This is a genomic window from Dyella sp. CR10 (assembly GCF_055814425.1).
Genome location: NZ_CP185986.1, coordinates 384,436 through 406,816 on the forward strand (window position 1 = coordinate 384,436; position 22,381 = coordinate 406,816).

16 protein-coding genes are annotated in these 22,381 nt (G+C 67.7%); 7 read left to right on the top strand and 9 right to left on the bottom strand.

Going from position 1 to position 22,381, the window contains the following annotated elements:
* Positions 1 to 4: 4 nt before the first annotated feature.
* From ACNR9O_RS01690 to ACNR9O_RS01715, 6 genes are all read right to left on the bottom strand, one after another.
* Positions 5 to 670: a LuxR C-terminal-related transcriptional regulator gene (locus ACNR9O_RS01690; protein ID WP_473683545.1), complete on the bottom strand. Its 666-nt coding sequence runs from the start codon at positions 668 to 670 to the stop codon at positions 5 to 7.
* A gap of 139 nt (positions 671 to 809) precedes the next feature.
* Positions 810 to 2,657: a sensor histidine kinase gene (locus ACNR9O_RS01695; RefSeq protein WP_473683543.1), complete on the bottom strand. Its 1,848-nt coding sequence runs from the start codon at positions 2,655 to 2,657 to the stop codon at positions 810 to 812.
* A gap of 177 nt (positions 2,658 to 2,834) precedes the next feature.
* Positions 2,835 to 3,560 (bottom strand): TVP38/TMEM64 family protein, encoded by a 726-nt coding sequence (locus ACNR9O_RS01700; RefSeq protein ID WP_473683541.1) that lies wholly within the window; start codon positions 3,558 to 3,560, stop codon positions 2,835 to 2,837.
* Positions 3,557 to 4,114: a nucleoside deaminase gene (locus ACNR9O_RS01705; RefSeq protein WP_473683539.1), complete on the bottom strand. Its 558-nt coding sequence runs from the start codon at positions 4,112 to 4,114 to the stop codon at positions 3,557 to 3,559. The genes ACNR9O_RS01700 and ACNR9O_RS01705 overlap by 4 nt, the downstream gene beginning before the upstream one ends.
* Before the next feature lie 2 nt (positions 4,115 to 4,116).
* Entirely contained in the window at positions 4,117 to 5,883 is a 1,767-nt protein-coding gene (locus tag ACNR9O_RS01710; protein ID WP_473683537.1) for a glutamine--tRNA ligase/YqeY domain fusion protein, read from the bottom strand.
* 98 nt (positions 5,884 to 5,981) lie between these two features.
* Positions 5,982 to 7,064, bottom strand: coding sequence for a diguanylate cyclase (locus ACNR9O_RS01715; protein WP_473683535.1), 1,083 nt, complete (start codon positions 7,062 to 7,064; stop codon positions 5,982 to 5,984).
* A gap of 128 nt (positions 7,065 to 7,192) precedes the next feature.
* On the opposite strand from ACNR9O_RS01715, the gene ACNR9O_RS01720 reads away from it, so the two are divergent.
* From ACNR9O_RS01720 to msrA, 3 genes are all read left to right on the top strand, one after another.
* Positions 7,193 to 7,468: a putative signal transducing protein gene (locus ACNR9O_RS01720; RefSeq protein WP_473683533.1), complete on the top strand. Its 276-nt coding sequence runs from the start codon at positions 7,193 to 7,195 to the stop codon at positions 7,466 to 7,468.
* A 68-nt stretch (positions 7,469 to 7,536) separates the two neighbouring features.
* Entirely contained in the window at positions 7,537 to 8,055 is a 519-nt protein-coding gene (locus tag ACNR9O_RS01725; RefSeq protein ID WP_473683531.1) for an adenine phosphoribosyltransferase, read from the top strand.
* A gap of 74 nt (positions 8,056 to 8,129) precedes the next feature.
* A complete protein-coding gene (msrA, locus tag ACNR9O_RS01730; RefSeq protein WP_473683529.1) occupies positions 8,130 to 8,780 on the top strand; it encodes a peptide-methionine (S)-S-oxide reductase MsrA in 651 nt (216 codons plus the stop codon).
* 36 nt (positions 8,781 to 8,816) lie between these two features.
* On the opposite strand, the gene ACNR9O_RS01735 is transcribed toward msrA, so the two are convergent.
* The 3 genes from ACNR9O_RS01735 to oxyR form a co-directional block, all read right to left on the bottom strand.
* Positions 8,817 to 9,587, bottom strand: coding sequence for a formyl transferase (locus tag ACNR9O_RS01735; protein ID WP_473683527.1), 771 nt, complete (start codon positions 9,585 to 9,587; stop codon positions 8,817 to 8,819).
* Positions 9,577 to 10,560 carry a polysaccharide deacetylase family protein gene (locus ACNR9O_RS01740; protein WP_473683524.1) on the bottom strand — a complete coding sequence of 328 codons (984 nt, stop codon included), beginning with the start codon at positions 10,558 to 10,560 and terminating at the stop codon, positions 9,577 to 9,579. The genes ACNR9O_RS01735 and ACNR9O_RS01740 overlap by 11 nt, the downstream gene beginning before the upstream one ends.
* Before the next feature lie 256 nt (positions 10,561 to 10,816).
* Entirely contained in the window at positions 10,817 to 11,770 is a 954-nt protein-coding gene (gene oxyR / locus ACNR9O_RS01745) for a DNA-binding transcriptional regulator OxyR (RefSeq protein ID WP_473683522.1), read from the bottom strand.
* Between the two features lie 324 nt (positions 11,771 to 12,094).
* On the opposite strand from oxyR, the gene ACNR9O_RS01750 reads away from it, so the two are divergent.
* The 4 genes from ACNR9O_RS01750 to ACNR9O_RS01765 all read left to right on the top strand — a co-directional run bounded on the left by ACNR9O_RS01750 (position 12,095) and on the right by ACNR9O_RS01765 (position 22,311).
* A complete protein-coding gene (locus tag ACNR9O_RS01750; protein ID WP_473683520.1) occupies positions 12,095 to 14,779 on the top strand; it encodes a M1 family metallopeptidase in 2,685 nt (894 codons plus the stop codon).
* A gap of 183 nt (positions 14,780 to 14,962) precedes the next feature.
* A complete protein-coding gene (locus ACNR9O_RS01755; protein WP_473683518.1) occupies positions 14,963 to 19,108 on the top strand; it encodes a hypothetical protein in 4,146 nt (1,381 codons plus the stop codon).
* The gene (gene prmC / locus ACNR9O_RS01760) at positions 19,101 to 19,922 is read left to right on the top strand and encodes a peptide chain release factor N(5)-glutamine methyltransferase (RefSeq protein WP_473683516.1); all 822 of its coding nucleotides are present in this window, start codon (positions 19,101 to 19,103) and stop codon (positions 19,920 to 19,922) included. The genes ACNR9O_RS01755 and prmC overlap by 8 nt, the downstream gene beginning before the upstream one ends.
* A gap of 331 nt (positions 19,923 to 20,253) precedes the next feature.
* Complete coding sequence (locus ACNR9O_RS01765; RefSeq protein ID WP_473683514.1) at positions 20,254 to 22,311, top strand: glycosyl hydrolase family 18 protein; 2,058 nt, start codon at positions 20,254 to 20,256, stop codon at positions 22,309 to 22,311.
* The last annotated feature ends 70 nt before the right edge of the window (positions 22,312 to 22,381 follow it).

Sequence of the window (22,381 nt, forward strand, 5' to 3'; positions counted from 1 at the left end):
GTGCCTAGAGGCCGCTGATGCGCCGCGAGGCGACGACGGCTTCGACCCGGTTGCGCACGTTCAGGGCACGAAAAATCGCGGCGAGATGGATCTTCACCGTGCCTTCGCTGATGCCCAGGTCACGCGCGATCAGCTTGTTCGGCTTGCCTTGCGACAGCAGCCGCAGCACGTCGATCTGCCGCTCGGTGAGCAGCTTGCGCAGTCGCTCCTCCAGCGTGCGCGCATTCTCGGCGGACGCGCCGGGCAGGGCAGGCGGGGCGACGTGGTGTTCGTCCAGCATCATCGGCGGTACATAGGTGCCGCCGGACAGCACCAGGCGCACGGCCGACAGCATCACTTCCGGCGAATAGGCTTTCGGGATGAAGCCGCGCGCGCCCATCGCGAGCAGCTCTTTCATCAACGCAGGATCTTCCGAGCCGGACAGCACGATGACCGGCAGCCCGGGCAGGGTCTGGATGGTTTCGGCCAGGTGAGCGGTGCCGTGCGCACCGGGCATGGCCAGGTCGACCAGGGCAAGATGGAAGCCGCGGGCTTGTTCGCCGTGGATGATCCGGCGCAGTTCGTCCACGTCCACGGCTTCGGCGAAGGTGGTGTCCGGCCCCAGCTCGGCGAGCTTGAGCTTCACGCCCTCAACGATCAGCCGATGATCGTCCGCAATGAGTATCCGCATAGCTCCCCCGCGCCAGCCCTGTCATCCCTATGGCGCACGCGCGCAACATAGACCCCCGTGCGGTCCGGCGGCAACTACGGCCCGCGTTGCCATAAGAACTAGGCTCTAGGTGATAGGGCCGTGAATGGCCAGGCCCGCGTCAGGTCGCGTGGCGGGCGGCGGTGCGCAGCGCCACCATCGCCTCGCGCAGTTGCTCAGGCGAGACCGGCTTGTAGAGCACATGGATCTTGGCGGCCATGATCTCGCGCAGGCGGTCGCTGCGCGTCTCGCCGGTAATGAGCAGGCGCGGAAACGGTTCGAAGCCCATGTCCGCGTAGCGCCGTTCGAGTTCGGCCAGCACGTCCAGACCGCTTTCGTTCTCGCGCAGGCGCAGGTCGGAGATCACCAGATCCGGCGGCATGGCCCAGGTGTCCATCGCCTCCAGCGCCTGCACGCGGTCTTCGGCCACGGCTACTTCGCAGCCCCAGCTGCGCAGCAGGTAGCGGATGCCGGAGAGGATGGCCGGCTCGTCGTCGATCACCAGCACGCGCATGCCCGACACGTCCAGCGCGGCGGCGTTCACTTCCTTGCGTGGCGGGAGCTGCGGCGGCACTTCCGGCAGATGGAAGCTGAAGACGCTGCCGCGGCCGGGCGTCGACTTCAGCTGCACGCGCGTATCCAGCAGTTCGGCCAGGCGTTGCACCGTGGCCAGGCCCAGGCCGAGGCCGCGGCGCGGGCCGGCATCGTGCTCGCCGTTGCCGTGATGATCGATGCGGTAGAACTCGTCGAACACGCGCGCCTGGTGCTCCGGCTCGATGCCGCTGCCGGTGTCCCACACATCGACCCGCACGGTGCCGTCGCAGCGGCGCCGCGCCACCACCAGCACGCCGCCTTCGCGCGTATAGCGCAGCGCGTTGCTCACCAGGTTGTTGAGGATGCGCGCGAGCATGGTGCGGTCGCTGCGCACCCACAAATGCGTGGTGCGCATGACCAGGCGCAGGTCGTGCTGCTCGGCGATCATGCGGAAGTTGCGGCTGACCTCCTCGAACACCAGGTCGAGCGGAAACTCGCTGATCTCGATCTGCATCGCGCCGGTTTCCAGTCGCGACAGGTCGAGCAGCTCACTGAACAGGTGATCCAGCGCCTCGACGCATTCCTGGATGTGCGCGATGCGGTCCAGTCGCACCGGATCGCGTTCGTCCACCGCGAGCGACGAGGAGAACAGCGTCAGCGCGTACAGCGGCTGGCGCAGGTCGTGCGAAGCGGCCGCGAGGAAGCGCGCCTTGGCCACGCTGGCCGCTTCCAGCGCGGCGTTCTTGCGCGCCAGCTCCACCGTGGCGTGTTCGATCTCCTGCTCCATGCCGCGCTGCACGTCGTACAGCGCGGCGGCGGCACTGTTGAAACCGCGCTGCAATTCGCCGATCTCATTCTCGTCGGTCAATTCCACCTCGACCCGGCGGTCGCCGCGGCCGAGCTGATGCACTGCGCCGGCGAGGCGTCGCAGCGGTGCGCTGATCCAGCGCGCGGTCTGCCAGCCGAGCACGCCGGCGATGAACAGGCTCAGCGCCAGCGCGATCAGCGCATTGCGCAGGCTGGCGCGCTGCGCGGCGATCGCCTCGCCCAGGCTCAGGTCGATCAGCACCGAGCCCAGTGCCGGCTCCAGCGATTGCTCGCCGGTCTTTACGTCGCGCACGACGGTGAGCACGTCGCCCGGTCGCGCGTCGCTGTTGCCGCGCGTATCGGCAAGGATCTCGCCATCGGCGGCGCGAATCTGCACATGCGCCACGTGCGGCAGTTCGCCGATCGATTCGGCGATGCGCTTGAGGTCGCGACGCCGCATGGCAAGGATGGGCTCAGCCGAGATCGAAGCAGCCTGCGTGGCGATGGCGTCGGCCGTGCTCTGCGCCATGCCGCGCAGGGTGTTGAGCTGGTATCGCGTGAGCATCACCACCAGGATCGCCGCGGTAACCAGGGTAGGCACCAGCGCGACGAAGGCCAGTCGCTGCATCAGCGACGTCCGCCTCCATAAGCGCACCGCCCAGTTTGCCCCTGCAGCCATCGGCTGTCCCCGTGCGGCGCGCGCGGCGCCAGCGCCGAGAGCCTAGCGCGAAACAGGGGGATGGGAGGTAGTCGGCCGGATGGACGGGGAAGGGGGGCGGAACCAGCGCCGCAAGCTTGCGACGGGCTATCGTTCCTCGTTCACTGCCATGCGTTCCCTGCGCTTGCGCAGGATGCGTTCGACGGTAAGCGGAAGCAAAGCAAGCAGCGCGATGCACCCCAGCGAGGCGAGGATCTGCGGCTGCAGGAGGATCGATGTGTCGAAGTGCCCGTGCGTGCGCTGCAGCGCTTCGCCCAGGCCGGCACCGATCGACGTTTCGAAAATCAGCGACACGGTACCGCCGAGCCAGCTGGCGCCGAGGAACAGCCACAGTGGACAGCGCAGCCAGGCCAGGCAGACCGTGATCAGCCCGAACGGCGCCACCGGCACGAAACGCAGGAACAGCGTGTAGGCCACCGGGTGCCGTTCGAAGCCGTGATGGATGCGCTCGATGAGGGCCGGCGGATGGCGGCTGCCGCTGCCGAAGGCGTAGCGGCTGGCCAGGTACAGGATGAGCGTGCCCAGGGTGAGCCCGATCGATGCGTAGGCGGTGCCTTCGAGCGTACCGAACACGAAGCCGCCGGCCATGATGATCAGCACCGTGCCCGGCACGCCGGTGGACATGGCCAGGGTGAGCAGGCCGATGAAGGTGATGCGGCTGAGCCAGGGGCTATCGGCGACCTGCGCGCGCAGCTGGTCCTGGTGCGCGACCAGCCGCTCGGGATGCAACTGGTCGAGCGCGCCGGAGGCGAACAGGACGATGCCGGCCAGCACCAGCAGCACCAGCGGCAGTGCGGCGCGTAGACGACTCAATAGCTTTGTCCGCGGGAGCCGTAGGCGGCCAGCACGGCGCACGCTTCATTGCGCAGGATGTCGCGGCGCACCGCGATGCCGCGGCGCTCCAGCTCGCCCGCCCAGTCGGCAGGCAGCGGGCCTTCGTCGAACGCGGTCAGTTCCATCACGTCCTCCGCCCGCGCACCGATCAGCAGCTCGTCGACGCCGGCCCATACGGTGGCGCCATAGCATTGGCAGCACGGCTGCGCACTGGTGGCCAGCGTGTACCGGTTGCCGTCGGCATTGAGACGGAAGCTGGCCATGCGCTGCTGCGCGGCCATGTAGGCCATCATCTCGGCGTGGGCTACCGAGCAGGTCTGCGGGACCACGCGGTTGACGCCGACCGAGATGACACGCCCCTGCGCATCGAACACGGCCGCGCCGAACGGGCCGCCGAGGCCGTGCTCGATGTTGTGGCTGGACAGCTGGATGGCCAGGCCGACGCGTTCCTCGTCAGTGAGGTAGCGCTTGCCGGTATCGACCAGCTCGCCCAGCCACGGCGGCAGGGTCAGGTGGATCTGCAACGGCAGCATGCTCACGCTCCCTGCTTGGCCCAGGTATCGCGCAGCGTCACCGTGCGGTTGAACACCGGCTTGTCCGCGCGATGCTCGACGCGGTCGGCGACGAAGTAGCCCAGGCGCTCGAACTGGAAGCGCTGCTCCGGCGCGGCAACGGCCGCGGCAGGCTCCACCCAGGCCTGCACGATGCGCTTGGCGTCGGGGTTGATGTGTTCGATCCAGGTCTTGCCGTCGCTCTCGTCGTCCGGCGCGGCCACATTGAACAGGCGATCGTAGATGCGTACTTCGGCGGCCACCGCGTGGCGCGCGCTCACCCAGTGGATGGTGCCCTTCACCTTGCGGTCCGCGCCGGGCATGCCGTGGCGCGATTCGAGATCGAGCGTGCAGCGCAGCTCGATCACGTTGCCGGCGGCATCCTTCACCAGTTCGTCGCACTTGACGATACCCACGCCGCGCAGGCGTACCTCGCCCTCGGGCTTGAGGCGGTGGAAGCCCTTCGGCGGCACCTCGGCGAAATCTTCGCGCTCGATCCACAGCTCGCGCGAAAACGGCACTTCGCGCGTGCCGAAGCTTTCGTCTTTGGGATGGTTGGCGAAGCTCAGCGTTTCTTCGTGGTCTTCGGGCAGGTTGGCGATCACCAGCTTGAGCGGATCGAGCACGGCCATGCGGCGCGGCGCGGCGGCGTCGAGGTCTTCGCGTACGCAGTTCTCGAAGATGGCGTAATCGATCACGCTGTTCTGCTTGCTCACGCCCAGGCGCTCGATCAGCAGGCGAATGCCGCCCGGCGTGAAGCCGCGGCGGCGCAGGCCGCGCAAAGTGTTCATGCGCGGGTCGTCCCAACCGTCCACGAGGCCTTCGTTCACCAGCTGGGCGAGCTTGCGCTTGCTGGTGATGCAATAGCTGAGGTTGAGGCGCGAGAACTCGATCTGACGCGGCTTGGCCGGCTCGGTCTTGAAGCCTTCCTCGCGCAGATGAGTCCACAGTTCCGGATGGTTGACCAGGTCCACCTTGTCGACGAACCAGTCGTACAGCGGGCGATGATCCTCGAACTCCAGCGTGCACAGCGAATGGGTGATGCCTTCGAGCGCGTCCGACAGGCAGTGTGCGTAGTCGTACATCGGGTAGATCGGCCAGGCATCGCCGGTGTTCTGGTGCGCAATGCGGCGGATGCGGTAGATCGCCGGATCGCGCATGTTGATGTTGCCCGAGGCCATGTCGATCTTAGCGCGCAGCGTCTTGGCGCCGTCGGCGAACTCGCCCGCGCGCATGCGGCGGAACAGGTCCAGGTTCTCTTCCACGCTGCGCTCGCGATACGGCGAGTTGCGGCCCGGCGCGGTGAGCGTGCCGCGGTATTCGCGCATCTCCTCGGCATTGAGGTCGTCGACGTAGGCGTGGCCGTCCTCGATCAGCTTGAGCGCGGCGCGGTAGAACACCTCGAAGTAGTCGGAGGCATGGCGCAGGTCGTGCCAGTCGTAGCCTAGCCAGCGCACGTCATCCTTGATGCCTTCGACGAATTCGGGGTCTTCCTTGCCCGGATTGGTGTCGTCCAGGCGCAGGTTGCACCAGCCGGCGAATTCGCCGGCAATGCCGAAGTTCAGGCAGATCGCCTTGGCATGGCCGATGTGCAGGTAGCCGTTGGGCTCGGGCGGGAAGCGCGTGCGGATGGCGTGGTGCTTGCCGGTCGCCAGGTCGTCGCGAATGATCTGGCGCACGAAGTCACGTTGCCCCTCGGCCGGCGCGGCGCTGGTGGTCGTGGTTTCGGCGGCGTGATTTTCGTTCGACATCGGAGCGGGCTCGCGGGTGATTGGCTGAAACAGCCAAGTTTACCCTTTCCTCCGCGTCTTCTCCCCCCGGCCGCCCGCAGACGGGCCGGAGCCGGGTTTCACGCCGGCGTCGCCGTCACCGGATGGCCGCCGCCGCGACTGGCGGCCACGCAGACGCGGTTGCGACCTTGGGCCTTGGCCCGGTAGAGCGCGAGGTCGGCCTGGCGCATCCAGACGCCGACGTCGGTGGACTCCTCGGAGATCGCCGCCACGCCGAGGCTGATCGTCCACGGAATGGGCGTGCCGGCACGGTCGGGCCGGCTGTTCTCCGCCAGCAGGCGGATCCGCTCGGCCACGGCGCTGGCGCGCTCCAGGTCGGTTTCCGGCAGCACGATGCCGAACTCGTCGCCGCCGATGCGTCCAGGCGTGTCCACGTCGCGCAAGCCGCGCTGCAGCAGGCGCGCCAGATCGCCCAGCAGCTGATCGCCAGCGGCATGGCCGTAGCGATCGTTGATCTGCTTGAAGCCGTCCACGTCCAGCAGGATCAGTGCGGCGGGGCGCTGATTGCGCTGGTAGCGCAGCCATTCGACGGCGGCGGCCTCCAGCCATTGGTTGCGGTTGTTCAGGCCGGTGAGCGCGTCGGTGCGGCTGAGCTGGTCCAGTTGGCGGTTCTGCTGGCGCACGCGTTGTGCCAGGGTGAAATTCACCAGGCTCAACCATATCGGGTAGATCATCAGCATCGGGATGCTGGTAGCGACGTTGAGCATGCTGCTCGCCGGCTGCAGGCGGAACCCGTTCAGCCACCACGTCGCCAGGCACACGGCTGCCTGCAGCGCGAGCGCCTTGAGCACCAGCCGCCAGCCGCCGGCGGAGATCCGGTCCATCGCCATCATGGAGATCAGCAGCGCGCTGGGCAGCAGGTTGAACTGCATCAGCGCCACCCAGACGCCGCCCATCGCGCCATCGACCATCATGTTGGCGTGCTCGGCATCGATCGGACGCGCCGCGCGCGAAGCCAGCAGATAGGCCGCGTGCGGCCAAAGCAGCGCATTGACGGCGAGCAGCGCCATGGTCCACCACGCGGCGTGCAGCTGGTACAGCACGCTGGCCACGGGCAGGGCGCCCAGGGCAAGACCCACCAGGCGCATCCGGTAGACCCGCCTGACGAATCTCAGGTGTCCTTCCTGCGCCGCCTTCGCCATTCCTGCCGCTTCCCCCGAAGTGCCATCTCGGGGCCGACCTTAGTGCAGCGTGCCCCCGCCTCGCCACTGGCCGGACGGCCGGCGCGGCGCTCTTGAACGCGCTCTACGGGCGGGGTAGCGTGCGGCCCATGCGCATCGCCTACCGAGCCGAGACCCTGATCGACGCCCACCTGGTGAAGGATGCGCTGGAACGAGCAGATATCCCCGCCTTCGTGTCCGGCGAGTACCTCACCGGCGCGGTCGGCAATCTGCCGGCGCTCGATTACGTTGCGGTGCTGGTGCCGGAAGCGAGCCTTCCCGCCGCCGAAGCGGTGGTACGCGAAGTGGAGCGCCAGCTGGCCGATGCGCGGCACGCCATCGACGAAGTCGCGGACGACGATTCGCCGGCATTCGTCCTGGCCTGACACCGCCCGCCGGCGCGCTATCCTTGCGCGTTCCTTCCCCTGCTGGCCGGCTTTCCATGGCATCGAGCATGCAACTGATCGAGGCGCTGATCCGCGCCGTCCCCGACTTTCCGCAACCGGGCGTGGTGTTTCGCGACATCACGCCGCTGCTGGCCGATGCCGGCGGTTTCGCGCGCTGCATTGACGCGCTGGCCGAGCCGTGGCAGGGCAGCGGCGTGCAGGCGGTATGCGGCATCGAGTCGCGTGGCTTCATCTTCGGCGCCGCGCTGGCGCAGAAGCTGCACGCGGGCTTCGTGCCGCTGCGCAAGCCGAACAAGCTGCCGCCACCGGTGGTGTCAGTGGATTACGCGCTTGAATACGGCAAGGACCGCCTCGAGGCGCGTAACGATGCACTGCGTCCGGGCGAAAGAGTGCTGATCGTCGACGACGTGCTGGCGACCGGTGGCACCCTGGACGCGGCCTGCCGATTGGTGGAAACCCTCGGCGCGGTGCGCGTGGGCGCCAGCGTGGTGATCGAGCTGGAGGGCCTGAGCGGACGCCACCGGCTTCCCGGCGACACGCCGCTGCACGCCTTGTTGCGTTACTGAACGCCGCGCGGAGGCGTTGAGAAGCGCACCGGTCGACGCCACTTCGTATGTCTCTCGAAAAGCAGGAGAATGTCATGCTCGGTATCGGCGCCTGGAAACAACGCATGCCACGCCGCGAAGACGCTTTGCCCGGTCGCGCGCAGCCGATCGCGCCACCCGCGGCGCACCACGTGCACGGCCGTCCGCTGACGCCCGACGCATTCGCGGACAGTGACGTGCTGCAGTTCGGCATGGGTTGCTTCTGGGGTGCGGAGCGCAAGTTCTGGAATCTGCCCGGCGTGCTGACCACGGCGGTCGGTTACGCCGGCGGCTATACGCCCAATCCCACCTATCGCGAAGTGTGCTCCGGCGAAACGGGGCACGCGGAAGTGGTGCAGGTGGTGTACGACCCGCGGCAGATCGACATCGACACCTTGTTGCGCATGTTCTGGGAAAGTCACGACCCGACCCAGGGCATGCGCCAGGGCAACGACACTGGCACGCAATACCGTTCGGCCATCTATACGTCCACGCCGGCGCAACGCGAGGCGGCCGAAGCCTCGCTGCGGCGCTATCAGGCCGAACTCGATCGCGCTGGCCATGGCCGCATCACCACCGAGATCGCGAATGCCGGCCCGTTCTACTACGCCGAGGAAGACCACCAGCAGTATCTGTCCAAGCATCCGCAAGGCTATTGCGGACTGGGCGGCACGGGCGTGAGCTGTCCGATCGGTCTGGCGACCTGACCGCGAATGGGAGCGCCTTCCAGGGCGCTCTCCATTTCACTTCACGCCGCGCGACAGTCGCGTTTTCCAGTAGCCCCAGAGCGTGGGGTGATACCACTGCTGCGACGGCCCCTCGCCCGCGCGTGGCGAGAGCCGGTCTTCGGCAGCGTCGACCAGCGCGGCCTTCATCGATGGCACCGCCGCCGCCAGCTGCAGCACGGGATAGGTGGCGAAGCTGTCTTTCTCTGTCACCTCGATGCGCGCCTGGTAGAGGATGCCGCCGGTATCCACGCCTTCGTCCACCAGATGCACCGTGACGCCGCAGCGCGCGCGGTCGTCGCTGGCCAGCGCCCAATAGCCGCCGTGCACGCCGCGATACGCCGGCGTGATGCCCATGTGGGTGTTGATGAACGGGGCGCGCACCGCGGCGAGCAGCTTCTTCGACAGGATGCGCGTGCCGTTCACTACTACCGCTTGCGGTGCCAGTTCGCGGAGCAGCTTCGTCACGCGGTGGTCGTTGACGCTTTCCACGCGGGTGATCGCCGCCTCGGGAATGGGCGCGTCCGACAGGCCATATCGTCCCAACAGGGCTTCGATGCGCGGCTGCGCGGCACGGGCCAGCAGGCGGCTGTAAAGAATGAAAGCGAACTGCCCGGCGGTTTCCACGAGGCCGAGCTTGCGCACGCGATGGCGCAGCATCTTCCGTGCCGACGGCTTGTTCTCCAGGATGACCGCCACGATGTCGAAGTCGTCGCGCAGGCTGTGATACATCGCGCGAGTCGACCAGCCATCGCCGGCAAGCAAGGCGATCCTTGGCCTAGGCGGCATGCAGTTCCTCCAGCAGACAGGCCACTTCGCCCATGTTGAGCGATTGCATGCCGTAGCGCTCCCTCAGATAGCCGAAGTAGCCGAGGATCTCACCCAGGCAGGCAAGGTTGTGTTCGGTATTCGCGCCGAAATTGTGCGGGTGCCACCAGAGGTGGAACAGCCGGTCGCCGGTCGCCGCGTCGTGCATGGCGCGCTTGATGCGCCGCAGACGCAGGCCTTCGAGCGGGGCAAGCGTGCGCGAATAGGGGCGCAGAAAGCGGCTCGACGGGATATTGAACGGCTTGCTGCGCGCGCAATCGGCCAGCGTGTGGGTGTTGTAGCCGCTCATGTTGAGGTACGCATCGAGCAGCCGCGAGGCGCGCACGAACAGATTCTGCTCGCGCTGGTTGCGCGGCGTGTAGAACGGGGCGTCCTCGTTGCCGCGATAGCAGGTGATGCCCAGTTCCTCGAGCACGTCGAGGTAAGCCGGATTGCTCTGGTTGCGCGGAAAAACCAGGCTGGCGATCGGGATGCCCCATGCCTGGGCCGCGGCGAGCGCAGCGCGCAGGTCGGCGCGGAACGCTTCGATCGTCTGGCCTTCTTCCAGGCAGTAGTAGTGGGAAAAGGTGTGTGTGCCGATTTCCTGGCCGTCGTAGCGGCGGATCAGTTCGATCATCTCGGGCGCGAAGTGATAGCCGTCGTGCTTGCCGTCCCAGGCGTGATCCCGCAGGTAGTGATACGACGACAACTGTCCGTGGCGATAGTCGGGCAAGACCTCGGGAAGATGCTGCTTGAGTTCGTCAGCGTCCTTGTAGAACAGAAAACCCAGCGTCGCCCAGGTGGCATGGACATCGTGCTCTTCGAAGAGGTCCAGCATGCCCTGGATGGCATCGCGTTCGCCGCGCAGGTTCGCCTCGTAGCTCTCGATGCTGCGCGCATCGCGCACGCCCCAGTAGAGCTCAAGATCCAGCGAGACCGTAAAGATGCCAGGCATAGTCCGCACTCACCTCTGACTGAAAGGATCCACCGCCGATGACCGCAGGCGCCGGGCGCTATGCCGCTTCCGCGGCATGGCGATCAATGGCGGTCCTTCTGCCCCCCTTTGTTTTGTTCAGACTCGAAGCAACGTGAGCGAACAATCTCGCGGATTGTTTGCGTAGAAATCTGAAGGGCGGATGAGGGGCAGGCCCGCGGGCGGGCCTGCCGTTTAACGTGCGGATGATGTGCGGTTGCACATCCCCTTCACGGCGTCAGGCCGGGGTGTGTGCGCGTTTTGCGGCTTTGCTCTCGCTTAGCTGCGGCTGCAGCAAATCGGCGGGAATGCCGCGCACGACCTCGGCGAATCGCTTCAGGAACGAACCCATGGACGAGCTCTTGCGCCATACCAGCGCGATGCGCCGGCTGGGTGCATGGCCGGCGAATTCGATCAGGTGCACGTTGTCGGTGCGCGCCACCGGCGGCTTGATCGCCAGCGTCGGCAAAAGCGTGATACCGACATTGGCGGCCACCATCTGCCGCAGCGTCTCGAGACTGGTGGCGCGGAAGCCCGACTTCTCGCCCGCGCCGGCCAGCTGGCACACCTCCAGCGCCTGATCGCGCATGCAATGGCCGTCTTCCAGCAGCAGCAGGCTTTCGTCTTCCAGATCGCCCAGCTTCAGGCGCTGCTTCTTGCCATGCGCGAGCGGGTGGCTTTCCGGCACCGCCAGCACGAAGGGTTCCTCGAACAGAAATTCGGTATGCAGGCTGTCTTCGTGCAAGGGCAGGGCAAGCACGCCCACGTCCAGCGAGCCTTCGCGCAGCATGCGGATCACCTGCTCGGTCTTTTCTTCGACCAGCAGCAATTCCAGTCGCGGGAAGCGCGTGCGCACCAGCGGCACCAGATGCGGCAGCAGGTAGGGACCAAGCGTCGGGAAGATGCCCAGGCGCAATGTGCCGGATTCCGGATCGCGGGTGCGCTGCGCGATCGCCTTGATCTCATCGACTTCCGCCAGCACGCCACGTGCGCGGCGGGCGATCTCGCGGCCGGTCTCGGTCAGCAGCACCTTGCGCGGCGTGCGTTCGACCAGCGGCACGCCCAGCTCGTCCTCCAGCTTCTTGATCTGGGTGGACAGGGTGGGCTGGCTGACGAAGCTGGCCTCGGCCGCGCGGCCGAAGTGGCGATGTTCGGCCAGGGCCACCAGGTATTGGAGATCGCGCAGATTCATGGACTTGCCGCCGGAAAGAACTTCAATAGCTTCAATCTATCATGATCATGAGAACAATCAATTGGAGCAATATGAAGCGACGGCCTAGGCTTCGTCCATCGCAAGTTGCTCCACCCGCGCGCCAACCTCTCCCTCCCCCGCAGGCGCGCGGCGCTCCCACCGGTGGCGAATCCCCCTTTCGCCACCGGTTTTTTTGTGCCCGCCGAGGTCTGCCGCCGTGTCGTGCTGCGCGGCAGCGAGGATGGGCATGCCTTCTGGCACTGTGTCCGAAGTCACGCCTCCACCTAGCGTGAATGGCTCTTTGTGTCCCCTGGGGAAAATCTCATGCGTCGTCTCGTCCGCCCGCTCGTGCTGAGCGTCCTTGCCGCGTCCTGCGGCGCAGCCCTGGCTGCCACGCCCGCCAACGACCAGCCGCAAGGCAAGCTGCCGCGCTGGGCAATGCCGGAGTCCTACCAGCTGGCGTTCAAGGTGGACCCGAAGCAGCAGGATTTCTCCGGCGCCACGACCATCAAGCTCAAGCTGACTCAGGCTGCTGATCACATCTGGATGCACGGCCGCGAGCTGAAGGTGAGCAAGGTCACCGTCACCGACGCCAAGGGCAAGACGCACGCCGCCAAATACGTGGACGTCGCGCCGAAGGAAGGCGTGGTGCGCATCGACTTCGGCACCACCCTGCAGCCGCAGGAACTGAGCGTGGCGATCGAGTACACCGCGCCGCTCAATCAGCAGCTGCAGGGCCTGTACAAGGTCAGTCACGAAGGCCAGCCGTACGCGATGACGCAGATGGAGCCGATCAGCGCGCGCTTCGCCTTCCCGGGCTTCGACGAGCCGTCGTTCAAGACGCCGTTCGACCTGAAGCTGACCATCCCGAACGACGAGGTCGGCATTGCCAACACCAAGCAGATGAAGGAAGAGAAGGCTGGCGACGGCTGGAAGACCCTCACCTTCGCCACCACCCAGCCGCTGCCGACCTATCTGGTCGCATTCGGCGTGGGTCCGTGGGACGTGGTCAACGGCCCGACCATTCCCGCTTCCGAATACCGCAAGCAGGCCACCGATCTGCGCGGCATCGCTGCCAAGGGCGAAGGCCACCGCATGGAGCATGTGCTGGGCGAGACGCCCAGCATCATCAAGGCACTCGAGGACTACTACGGCTTCGGCTATCCGTTCGACAAGCTCGATCTGCTCGCCGCGCCCGACTTCTCCGCCGGCGCGATGGAAAACCCTGGCCTGGTCACCTTCCGCGACTGGCTGTTGCTGCTGGACAAGGATTCGGCCGCCCAGTACGTGCGTGGTTCTTTCAACGTCACCGCGCATGAGCTGGCTCACCAGTGGACCGGCGACACCGTGACCATGGGCTGGTGGGATGACCTGTGGCTCAACGAAGCCTTCGCCACCTGGATGCAGCAGAAGGTCACCCAGAAGGTGCATCCGGAATACCGCGCCGACCTCGATCGCGTGCGCGGCGCGCAGGGGGCGATGAACGGCGACAGCCTCGTTTCCACGCGCAAGATCCGCCAGCCGATCACTGGCAACGGCGACATCGAGACCGCGTTCGACGGCATCACCTACCAGAAGGGTGCCGCGGTGCTGGGCATGTTCGAAGGCTATGTGAGCGAGCCGGTGTTCCAGAAGGGCATGCGCGCCTATATCCAGGATCACAAGTTCAGCAACGCCACCGCGGACGACCTGGTCGACTCCATCGCCAAGGCCGCCGACAAGGGCAACGATTTCAAGGAGGCCTTCAAGAGCTTCCTCAACCAGCCGGGCGTGCCGTATGTACAGACCAAGCTGGCGCAGGAAGGCGGCAAGACCGTGCTGCACCTGAGCCAGAGCCGCTACCTGCCCGCCGGCAGCACCGGCGACGCCAACCATCTGTGGGGCGTGCCGGTGTGCGTGCGCTACAGCACCGCCGACGGCAGCAAGGTCAGCTGCGAACTGCTGAACAAGGCGCAGGGCACGATGGCCCTGCCGGGCGCCACCGCGCAGAGCTGGGTGATGCCCAACGCCAACGGCACCGGCTACTACCGCTTCAGCATGGACAAGGGCGACCTGGCCAACCTCGGCAAGCAGATCGGCAAGCTCGACGACGCCGAGCAGCTGGCCTATGCCGATGCGATCAATGCCGCGTTCAAGCGCGGCGACGTCGACGCCGGCGCCGCGCTGGCCGCGTTGAAGCCGCTCACCGGCTCCAAGACCCGCGAGGTGTCCACCGCACCGCTGAGCACCTTCAACTGGATCTATAACCAGCTGGCCACTACCGATGCGCAGCGCGCCAAGCTGGTGGCCTGGGCGAAGTCGTCCTACCTGCCGGAGATGCAGCGCCTGGGCTACAAGCGCAAGGACGGCGAGCCGGACGGCGATTCGCTGCAGCGCGCGACCCTGGCCAATTTCCTCGGCCTGGACGTGAAGCTGCCGGAAGTACGTGCGGAACTGCTCAAGCAGGGCGACTCCGTGCTCAAGCCGAATGCCGACGGTCGCCTGAACTTCGCCGCCGCCGACTCCAACCTGCTTGGTGCCGCCCTCGGCGTGGCCGTGCAGCAGCACGGCAAGAGCGCTGTGGATACGCTGATGGCCGAGCTGCCCAAGACCAGCGATCCGGCGCAGCGCAATGCGATCCTCGCCGGCCTGGCACAGGCCGAGGATGCGGCGCTGTCCAAGCAGGTGCGCGACTTCTCGCTCGACAAGCAGGTGAAGGTCGGCGAGATGGCCGCCCTGTTGATGGGTAACCGCGATACCCAGGCCGGTCGCGATGCGATGTGGAACTGGTCGGTAGCCAACTACGACAAGATCGTGGCCCGCACCGGCAGCTTCGCTGGCGGTCGTCTGCCGGGCCTGATGGGCGGTGGCGGTTGCTCGAAGGCCGAGGCCGATCGCCTGCAGGAGTTCTTCAAGACCCGCGCGAAGGAAGTCACCGGCGCCGAGCGCGGCCTGGCCCAGAACACCGAGGCCACGCTGCTGTGCTCCGCGCTGAAGGCCAAGCAGGATCCGGCCGCGATCCTGCGCTGAGCAACAGGCAGTGCATCGATGAAACCGGGCGGCGCGAGCCGCCCGGTTTTTTTGCGTCCCCTGCAAACCCCACCGCGCCATCGGCGCCGTTGCATCTATCCAGGCGCTGCCCGGACCTTGTCCCCGGCGGCGCCGTTCCACCTACACTGCGTCGCGGCCACCGCTGGCCACAGGGAGACAGGTATGCGTCGAAGGGGATGGTTGTTGGGTCTGTGGGCGCTTGCCGCGCCGCTGCTGGCGCAGGACGTGCCGCCGCCGCTGCGTGACTGGCAGGCATGGGTGCTGCACGACGTGCCGCAGCATGCCTGTCCGTTCCTTGCCAACCAGGGGCCCGGCAATGTGCAGTGCGCCTGGCCGGGCCGTCTGGACGTGGAGGCTGGCAAGGATGGCGGCCGCTTCGCGCTCGACGTGCACGTCGACGCGCCCAGCTGGGTGAGCCTTCCGGGTGACGCGCGCAGCTGGCCTCAGCAGGTGAGCGCCGGCGCGAAGGGGCTGGCGGTGCTCGACCGCGGCGGCGAGCCGGCCGTATGGCTGGAGCCGGGCGATTACAGCCTGCGTGGCGCGCTGCCGTGGTCGGCGCGTCCGGCACGCCTGCGCGTGCCGGCGTCGATCGGGCTGGTCGCTCTCCAGGTGGACGGCGCGGCGGTGAGCCGCATCGAGCGCAATGGCGACCAGCTCACCCTGGGCGAGGCGGCCGAGGCGCAGCGCGCGGCCGACGCTATCGCTCTGCACGTGTATCGACGCCTGGAGGATGGCCTCCCGTCATCGCTGGAGACGCGTCTGCAGATCAACGTCACCGGTAGCGCGCGCGAGCAACTGCTGGGGCCGGCGCTGCCGCAGGGTTTCGTGGCGACGGCATTGTCCGGCGATCTGCCGGCGCGGCTGGAAAGCGACGGCCGGTTGCGCATCCAGCTGCGTCCCGGCCAGTGGACCCTGAACCTCATGGCGCGCGGCACCGACGTGCTCAAGCAGGTCGCGCTGAAGTTGCCGGCCGAGCCATGGCCGCGCCAGGAAATCTGGAGTTACCAGGATGACACCGCGCTGCGCAGCACGCGCATCGAAGGCCAGTCCACCGATGCGGCGCAGGCCGGCGTGCCCGGCGAGTGGCGCGAACTGCCCGCATTCGCGCTGGACGACGGCCAGGGCCTGGCGATCGAACAGGGCACCCGCGGCAGCGAAGGCGGGCAGGGCGATCAGGTCAAGGTGGCGCGCGAGATCTGGCTGGACTTCGACGGACGTGGACTGAACGTCAGCGATCACCTCATCGGCACGCTGCGCAGAACCCAGCGCCTGGATGCGGGCGCGCCATGGCAGCTGCAACGTGCCATGCAGGGCGAAACGCCATTGCTGGTGACCGAAGGCGGCAGCGGCCGCAGCGGCGTGGAGCTGCGCGACAGCGAGCTGGATCTCCACGCGGGGCTGCGTGTGCCGCAGGGCGGCCGGCTGCCCAGTGGCGGCTGGCAGCTGCCACTGGAAAACATCGATGCGACCCTGCACCTGCCGTATGGCTACCGCTTGCTCGGCGCGCCGGGCGCGGACCGTTCACCGGATTCGTGGATTGCGCAGTGGAGTCTGCTCGATCTGTTCATCGTGGCACTGATCGCGTTGCTCGCCGGCCGCCTGCTCGGCTGGCCGTGGGCGCTGCTCGCGGTGGGTTTCCTCGCCTTGTCGCAGCATGAACTCGGCGCGCCGCGCTGGACACTGGGCGTGGCCCTGGCACTGGCGCTGCTGGCGCGCGCGCTGCCGGAGGGCAAGCTGCGCCTCGGCGCGCGCATCGGCACCGGCGCGGCGCTGGCATTGGCGGTGCTGTGGTCGCTGCCGTTCGCGGCGAGGCAGATGGACGAGGTGCTGCATCCGCAGCTCGAGGGCACCGAGCTGATTGCCCGTTCGGCGACCGCGGTCGAGGAGGCCAGCACGGCGCCGGTACCCGCCGCGGCTCCCGAACCGACGCAGGACGAAGTCGCCGCGGTCGCACCGGCGGAACCGGCGCCGAAGCTAATGGCCAGACGTGCGCCCCCGCCCCCGCCGGCGCCGGCCGCCCCGCCGTCGGACGCCAATGCATCGTCTTCCGGTGGCGAAGCCGGCGCGCTGTCGAGCGTCACGGTGATGGCCTCGGTGCTGCAGGGCCCGCGTCTGCGCGACCAGACCGATACGCACAGCATTATCCAGGCCGGCCATGGCGAAGCGTCATGGGACGTCGGCAACAACTACAGCCTGGGCTGGTCCGGTCCGGTCACAGCTGAGCAGACCACGCGCCTGGTGATCGCTCCCGCGTGGCTGGTGCGCCTGCTGCGCTTCGCCATGCTGGTGCTGCTGGCGGCGCTGCTCGCGCGCGTCGTGCTGCGCGTGTTCCGTTCGACGGACAGCACGGCCCCGCGCTGGCCATTCGGCCGCGCGAGCGCCGCGCTGGTGCTGCTCGCGCTGGCGCCGCACGTCACGCACGCCCAGGATGCGTTGCCTAACGATGCGCTCTTGCAGCAGCTGCGTCAGCGCCTAACCGAGGCGCCGAAATGCGTGCCGAACTGCGCGGCGTTCGCCTCCGTCCAGGTACAGGCGAACGGCGACCAGATCGACGTCGATCTCGAAGTGCACGCGGGCGCGCCGGTGGCGGTGCCGCTGCCGCAGGTCGATGCGGCCTTGTCATTGCAAAGCGTGGGCGTGGACGGTCGCGGGGACGCGGCGTTGGCGCGGCGTGGCGAGCAACCTTTCGTACGCATCGATCGCGGCGTGCATCGCGTTGCACTGCGCTATCGCGCCGTGGCGGCCGATACGGTAAGCCTGCGGTTCGCCCTGCATCCGCAGCGCGTCGGCTTCGCGGGCCAGGGCTGGGCGATCGATGGCGTGGACGAAGGGCGGGCGCTGGGCGACAGCCTTTCGCTGCACCGCGTGCGTGCCGGCGCGGACGGCAAGGAAGTGGCTGCCACGGAGCAGGCTTTCCCGCCGTTCGTGCGTGTGCGTCGCAATCTGGTGCTTGGCGTAGATTGGACGGTGGAAACCACGGTCGAGCGCATCGCGCCGGAGAGCGGCGGCTTCAGCCTCGACTTGCCGCTGCTGCCTGGTGAGCATCCGCTGGGCGACGGCGCGCGCGTGCGCGACGGCCGCATCGGCGTGACTTTCAATGGCGGCCAGGAATCGGTGAGCTGGACCAGCCGACTCGATCGCTCCGACAAGCTGACGCTGAACGCGCCCGCGCTCGGCGAGCGTGCCGAGCAATGGGTCGTGCAGGCGGCTCCGATGTGGCACGTGCAGGGCGATGGCGTGCCGGCGGAACAGACTGACGACGGTCTTTCCTATCAGCCGCTGCCGGGCGAGACGCTGCAGCTGGTGTTGACCCAGCCGAAAGCGATCGCCGGCGACAGCCTCGCATTCGACGAAGTGAGCATCGAAAGCGCGGTGGGCGACCGCGCCACCGAGACGAGCATGAAGCTGCTCGCCCGCAGCACGCGCGGCGGTGAGCACGCCATCGCGCTGCCTGCCGGCGCGGAGCTGCTGGAGGCGCGGCGCGACGGCCAGCCGCTGAGCCTCGCGGTGCGCGACGGCAAGCTGAGCCTGCCGCTGCTGCCGGGCACGCACAGTTTCGAGCTGCGCCTGCGCGAGCCGCGCGGCATCGCCACCGCCACGCGCAGCGCGCAGCTGGCACTGGGTGCGCCTGCGGCGAACCTGTACCTGGGCCTGAACCTGCCGGAGGATCGCTGGGTGCTGTGGACCTGGGGGCCGACCGCGGGACCGGCAGTGCTGTACTGGTCGCAGCTGGTCGTGCTGCTGCTGGCCGCCTGGCTGCTCGCGCGCTATGCGCCCACGCCGTTGCGCTTCCATCACTGGCTGCTGCTGGGGCTGGGTTTCTCGGCCTTTGCCTGGAGCGCGTATGCGCTGGTGGTCGCATGGCTGATCGTGCTGGGCCTGCGTGCGCGCCATGCGCCATCGCAACGGCTGGGCGCCACGGGCTTCAACCTGCTGCAGATTGGCCTGGCGCTGTTCACCGCGATCGCGCTGGCCGTGCTGGTCTCGGCCGTGCCGAAGGGACTGCTCGGTCTGCCGGACATGCATGTCGCGGGCAACGGTTCCAGCGCATGGCAGCTACGCTGGTTCGCCGACCAGACCACCGACGCACTGCCGCGCGGCGGCGTGCTCAGCGTGTCTCTATGGGCCTACAAGATCGCCATGCTGCTGTGGGCGCTGTGGCTGGCCAACGCGCTGATCGGCTGGCTGCGCTGGGGCTTCGAGGCGTGGACGCGCGGGGGCTACTGGCGCAAGCGTGAGCCGAAGGTGGCGATGCCTCCGGAGCTGCCGCCGCAGGCGCCGTCGGAAGAGCCGCGCCAGGATGGCTGACGTACGCAGCATGCTGGCCGCGGCGACGCGACGCCTTGGCGACCGGATCGATGCCGAGGCGCTGCTGCTGCATGCGCTGGACAAGCCACGCAGCTGGCTGATCGCACACGACACCGACGTGCTGGACGAAACCACGCGCGCGTTGTTCGAGGCCATGGTGACCCGACGCGAAGCCGGCGAGCCGGTGGCTTACATCACCGGCCGCCGCGGCTTCTGGTCGCTGGAGCTGGAGGTCACGCCGGCGACGCTGATCCCGCGGCCGGAAACCGAGCTGCTGGTCGAGCTGGCGTTGGAGCGTCTGCCGGCCGGCGATGCGCGACGCGTCGTGGATCTGGGTACCGGCAGCGGTGCGATCGCGCTGGCCATCGCGCACGAACGCCCGCTGGCCAGCGTGAGCGCGGTGGACCTGAGCGCGGAAGCGCTCGCGGTCGCGCGCGGCAATGCGCAGCGCCTGGGTCTGACGCGCGTGCGGTTCCTGCAGGGAACCTGGATGACACCGTTGTCCGGCGAGCGCTTCGACCTGATCGTGTCCAATCCGCCCTATATCGAAGCGGCCGATCCTCATCTCGAGCAGGGCGACCTGCGTTTCGAGCCGGCCGCCGCGCTGGCCTCCGGCGCCGATGGCCTGGATGCGATCCGCAAGATCGTCGCCGGCGCGCCGGCTCATCTCGAAGCGGGTGGCTGGCTGCTGATGGAGCATGGCTGGAACCAGGGCGGCGCGGTGCGCGCGCTGCTGAAGCGCGCCGGCTATGCCGAGGTGTTCACCGCCACCGACCTCGAAGGCCGCGACCGCGTCAGCGGCGGGCGCCGATAGCTCGCTCTTGATGGCCTCTTCACCTCGCCGCGACGTGCGCGGCGGCGTGGTCATGTGCATCCGCCGCAAAAGCGTGCGCGCCGCCGCAGTCTTGCGCGAGACATGATTGACAACGTTGTCAGACAGGAGTCCAGTGGCTCGGCTGGCGTCTGGGCGCCAGTGCTGATGGGGAGCCGGGGAGGGCGCCACATCGTCGGGAGGGAAGCGGGCGTCCGGTGGGGGCCGGGCATCGTTTTTCGGGCGGCGCGCCACGGCGTGGCCGTGCCAGCGCATCCGGCGTTCCACGCGTCAGGTCCGGCGTTCGACATCCTTTCGATCACGGAGTCGTGTCATGCGCAACCTGTTGAGGGTTCTCCTGCTGCTGGCCATGCTGCCGGCGGCGCTGTGGAGCGGAGCGGTCGCCGCGCAAAGCGCCAGCTGTGCGGGCGTGGCGGCGTGGAACGCCACCACCATCTACAACGCGGGCGACAAGATGGTCTACAACAACCATCTGTATCAGGCCTCCACGCAGATCTGGAACACGCCGCCGGATTACTGTCCGAGCTGCGGCTGGTACCAGGATCTGGGGCAATGCGGCGCCAGCGGCAATCAACCGCCTTCAGTCAGCCTTACGTCGCCGGCCAACGGCGCCACGTTCAGCGCCGGTGCCAACATCACGCTCAGCGCCAATGCGAGCGACAGCGACGGCACCGTCAGCAAGGTGGAGTTTTTCAGCGGTTCCACCTCGCTGGGCGTGAAGACTGCGACGCCCTACGCCGTGACCTGGAGCAATGTCGCCGCCGGCAGCTACACGCTCAAGGCGGTGGCGACCGACAACGGCGGCCTCAGCACCACATCGTCGACCGTCAGCATCACCGTCAATCCGGCCGGCGGTGGCGACACCACGCCGCCCAGCGTGCCGCAGGGCCTGGCTTCGCCGTCGCAGACCGCCAGCTCCGTATCGCTGAGCTGGAGCGCGTCCACCGACAACAGTGGTGGCAGCGGCGTGGCGGGCTATGACGTATACCGCAACGGTGCGCTGGCTGGGTCCACTTCCGCGACCAGCTATACCGACACGGGTCTCGCGGCGAGCACCAGCTACAGCTACACCGTGCGCGCACGCGACAACGCAGGCAACGCCTCCGCGCAGAGCGCGGCGATCAGCGCCAAGACCAGCGCGGGCGGCGGCGGTGGCGGCAAGCGCGTGATCGGCTACTTCACCCAGTGGGGCATCTACGGCCGCAATTACCAGGTGAAGAACATCGACACCAGCGGCTCGGCTGCGGTGCTCACGCATATCAACTACGCCTTCGGCAATGTGCGCAACAACGTGTGCGAAGTGGGCGTGACGCAAGCTTCCGATCCGAACACCGGCGTCGGTGGCGATGCCTATGCCGACTACACCAAGTCCTACGATGCGGCCAGCAGCGTCAGCGGCGTGGGCGACACCTGGAACCAGCCGCTGCGCGGCAATTGGAACCAGCTCAAGCAGCTGAAGGCCAAGTACCCCAACCTGAAAGTGCTGATCTCGCTCGGCGGCTGGACCTGGTCGCGCGGTTTCGCCAGTGCCGCGCAACCGGCGAATCGCCAGGCCTTCGTCGCGTCCTGCATCGATGCCTACATCAAGGGCAACCTGCCGGTGACGGACAGCGCCGGCGGCGCAGGCGCCGCGGCGGGCGTGTTCGATGGCATCGACATCGACTGGGAGTATCCGGCCGCATGCGGCCTGTCCTGCGGGACCAGCGAGGACACCGCCAACTTCACCGCGCTGCTGGCCGAGTTCCGTCGCCAGCTCGATGCGGTGCGTCCGGGGCTGCTGCTGACCATCGCCGGTGGCGCCGGCGTGGACAAGATCCGCGTGACGCAGCCGAGTCAGTACGCAGCGTCCGTCGACTTCGTGAACCTGATGACGTACGACTTCCACGGCGCCTGGGAGAGCCCGACCAATTTCCATTCCGCGCTGTACCACCCGTCGGGCGATCCCTCCACCGGCGACGCGGCCAAGTACGACACCAACGATGCCATCCAGGCGCTGATCGCCGCGGGCATGCCCGCGTCCAAGATCAACCTCGGCATCGGCTTCTACGGCCGCGGCTGGACCAACGTGCCCAATGCCAACAACGGCTTGTTCCAGCCGAGCACCACCGCCGCGCCAGGCACCTACGAGGCAGGCATCGAGGACTACAAGGTGCTCAAGAACCTCGGCTACCCGTCCTTCGATGACACCGCGGCCGGCGCGCACTGGATCTTCAATGGCAGCACGTTCTGGAGCTTCGACGATCCGGCCAATATCCAGCGCAAGATGAACTACGTGAAGGCGCAATCGCTAGGCGGCGCATTCTCGTGGGAGTTCAGCGGCGACGATGCCGGCGGCACATTGATCAAGGCGATGGCGAACGGGTTGAAGTAAGCGCGATGCATGAAACGAAGAAGGCCGCCCGAAGAGGCGGCCTTCTTTCTTGTCATCTTCCGTTGAGCGG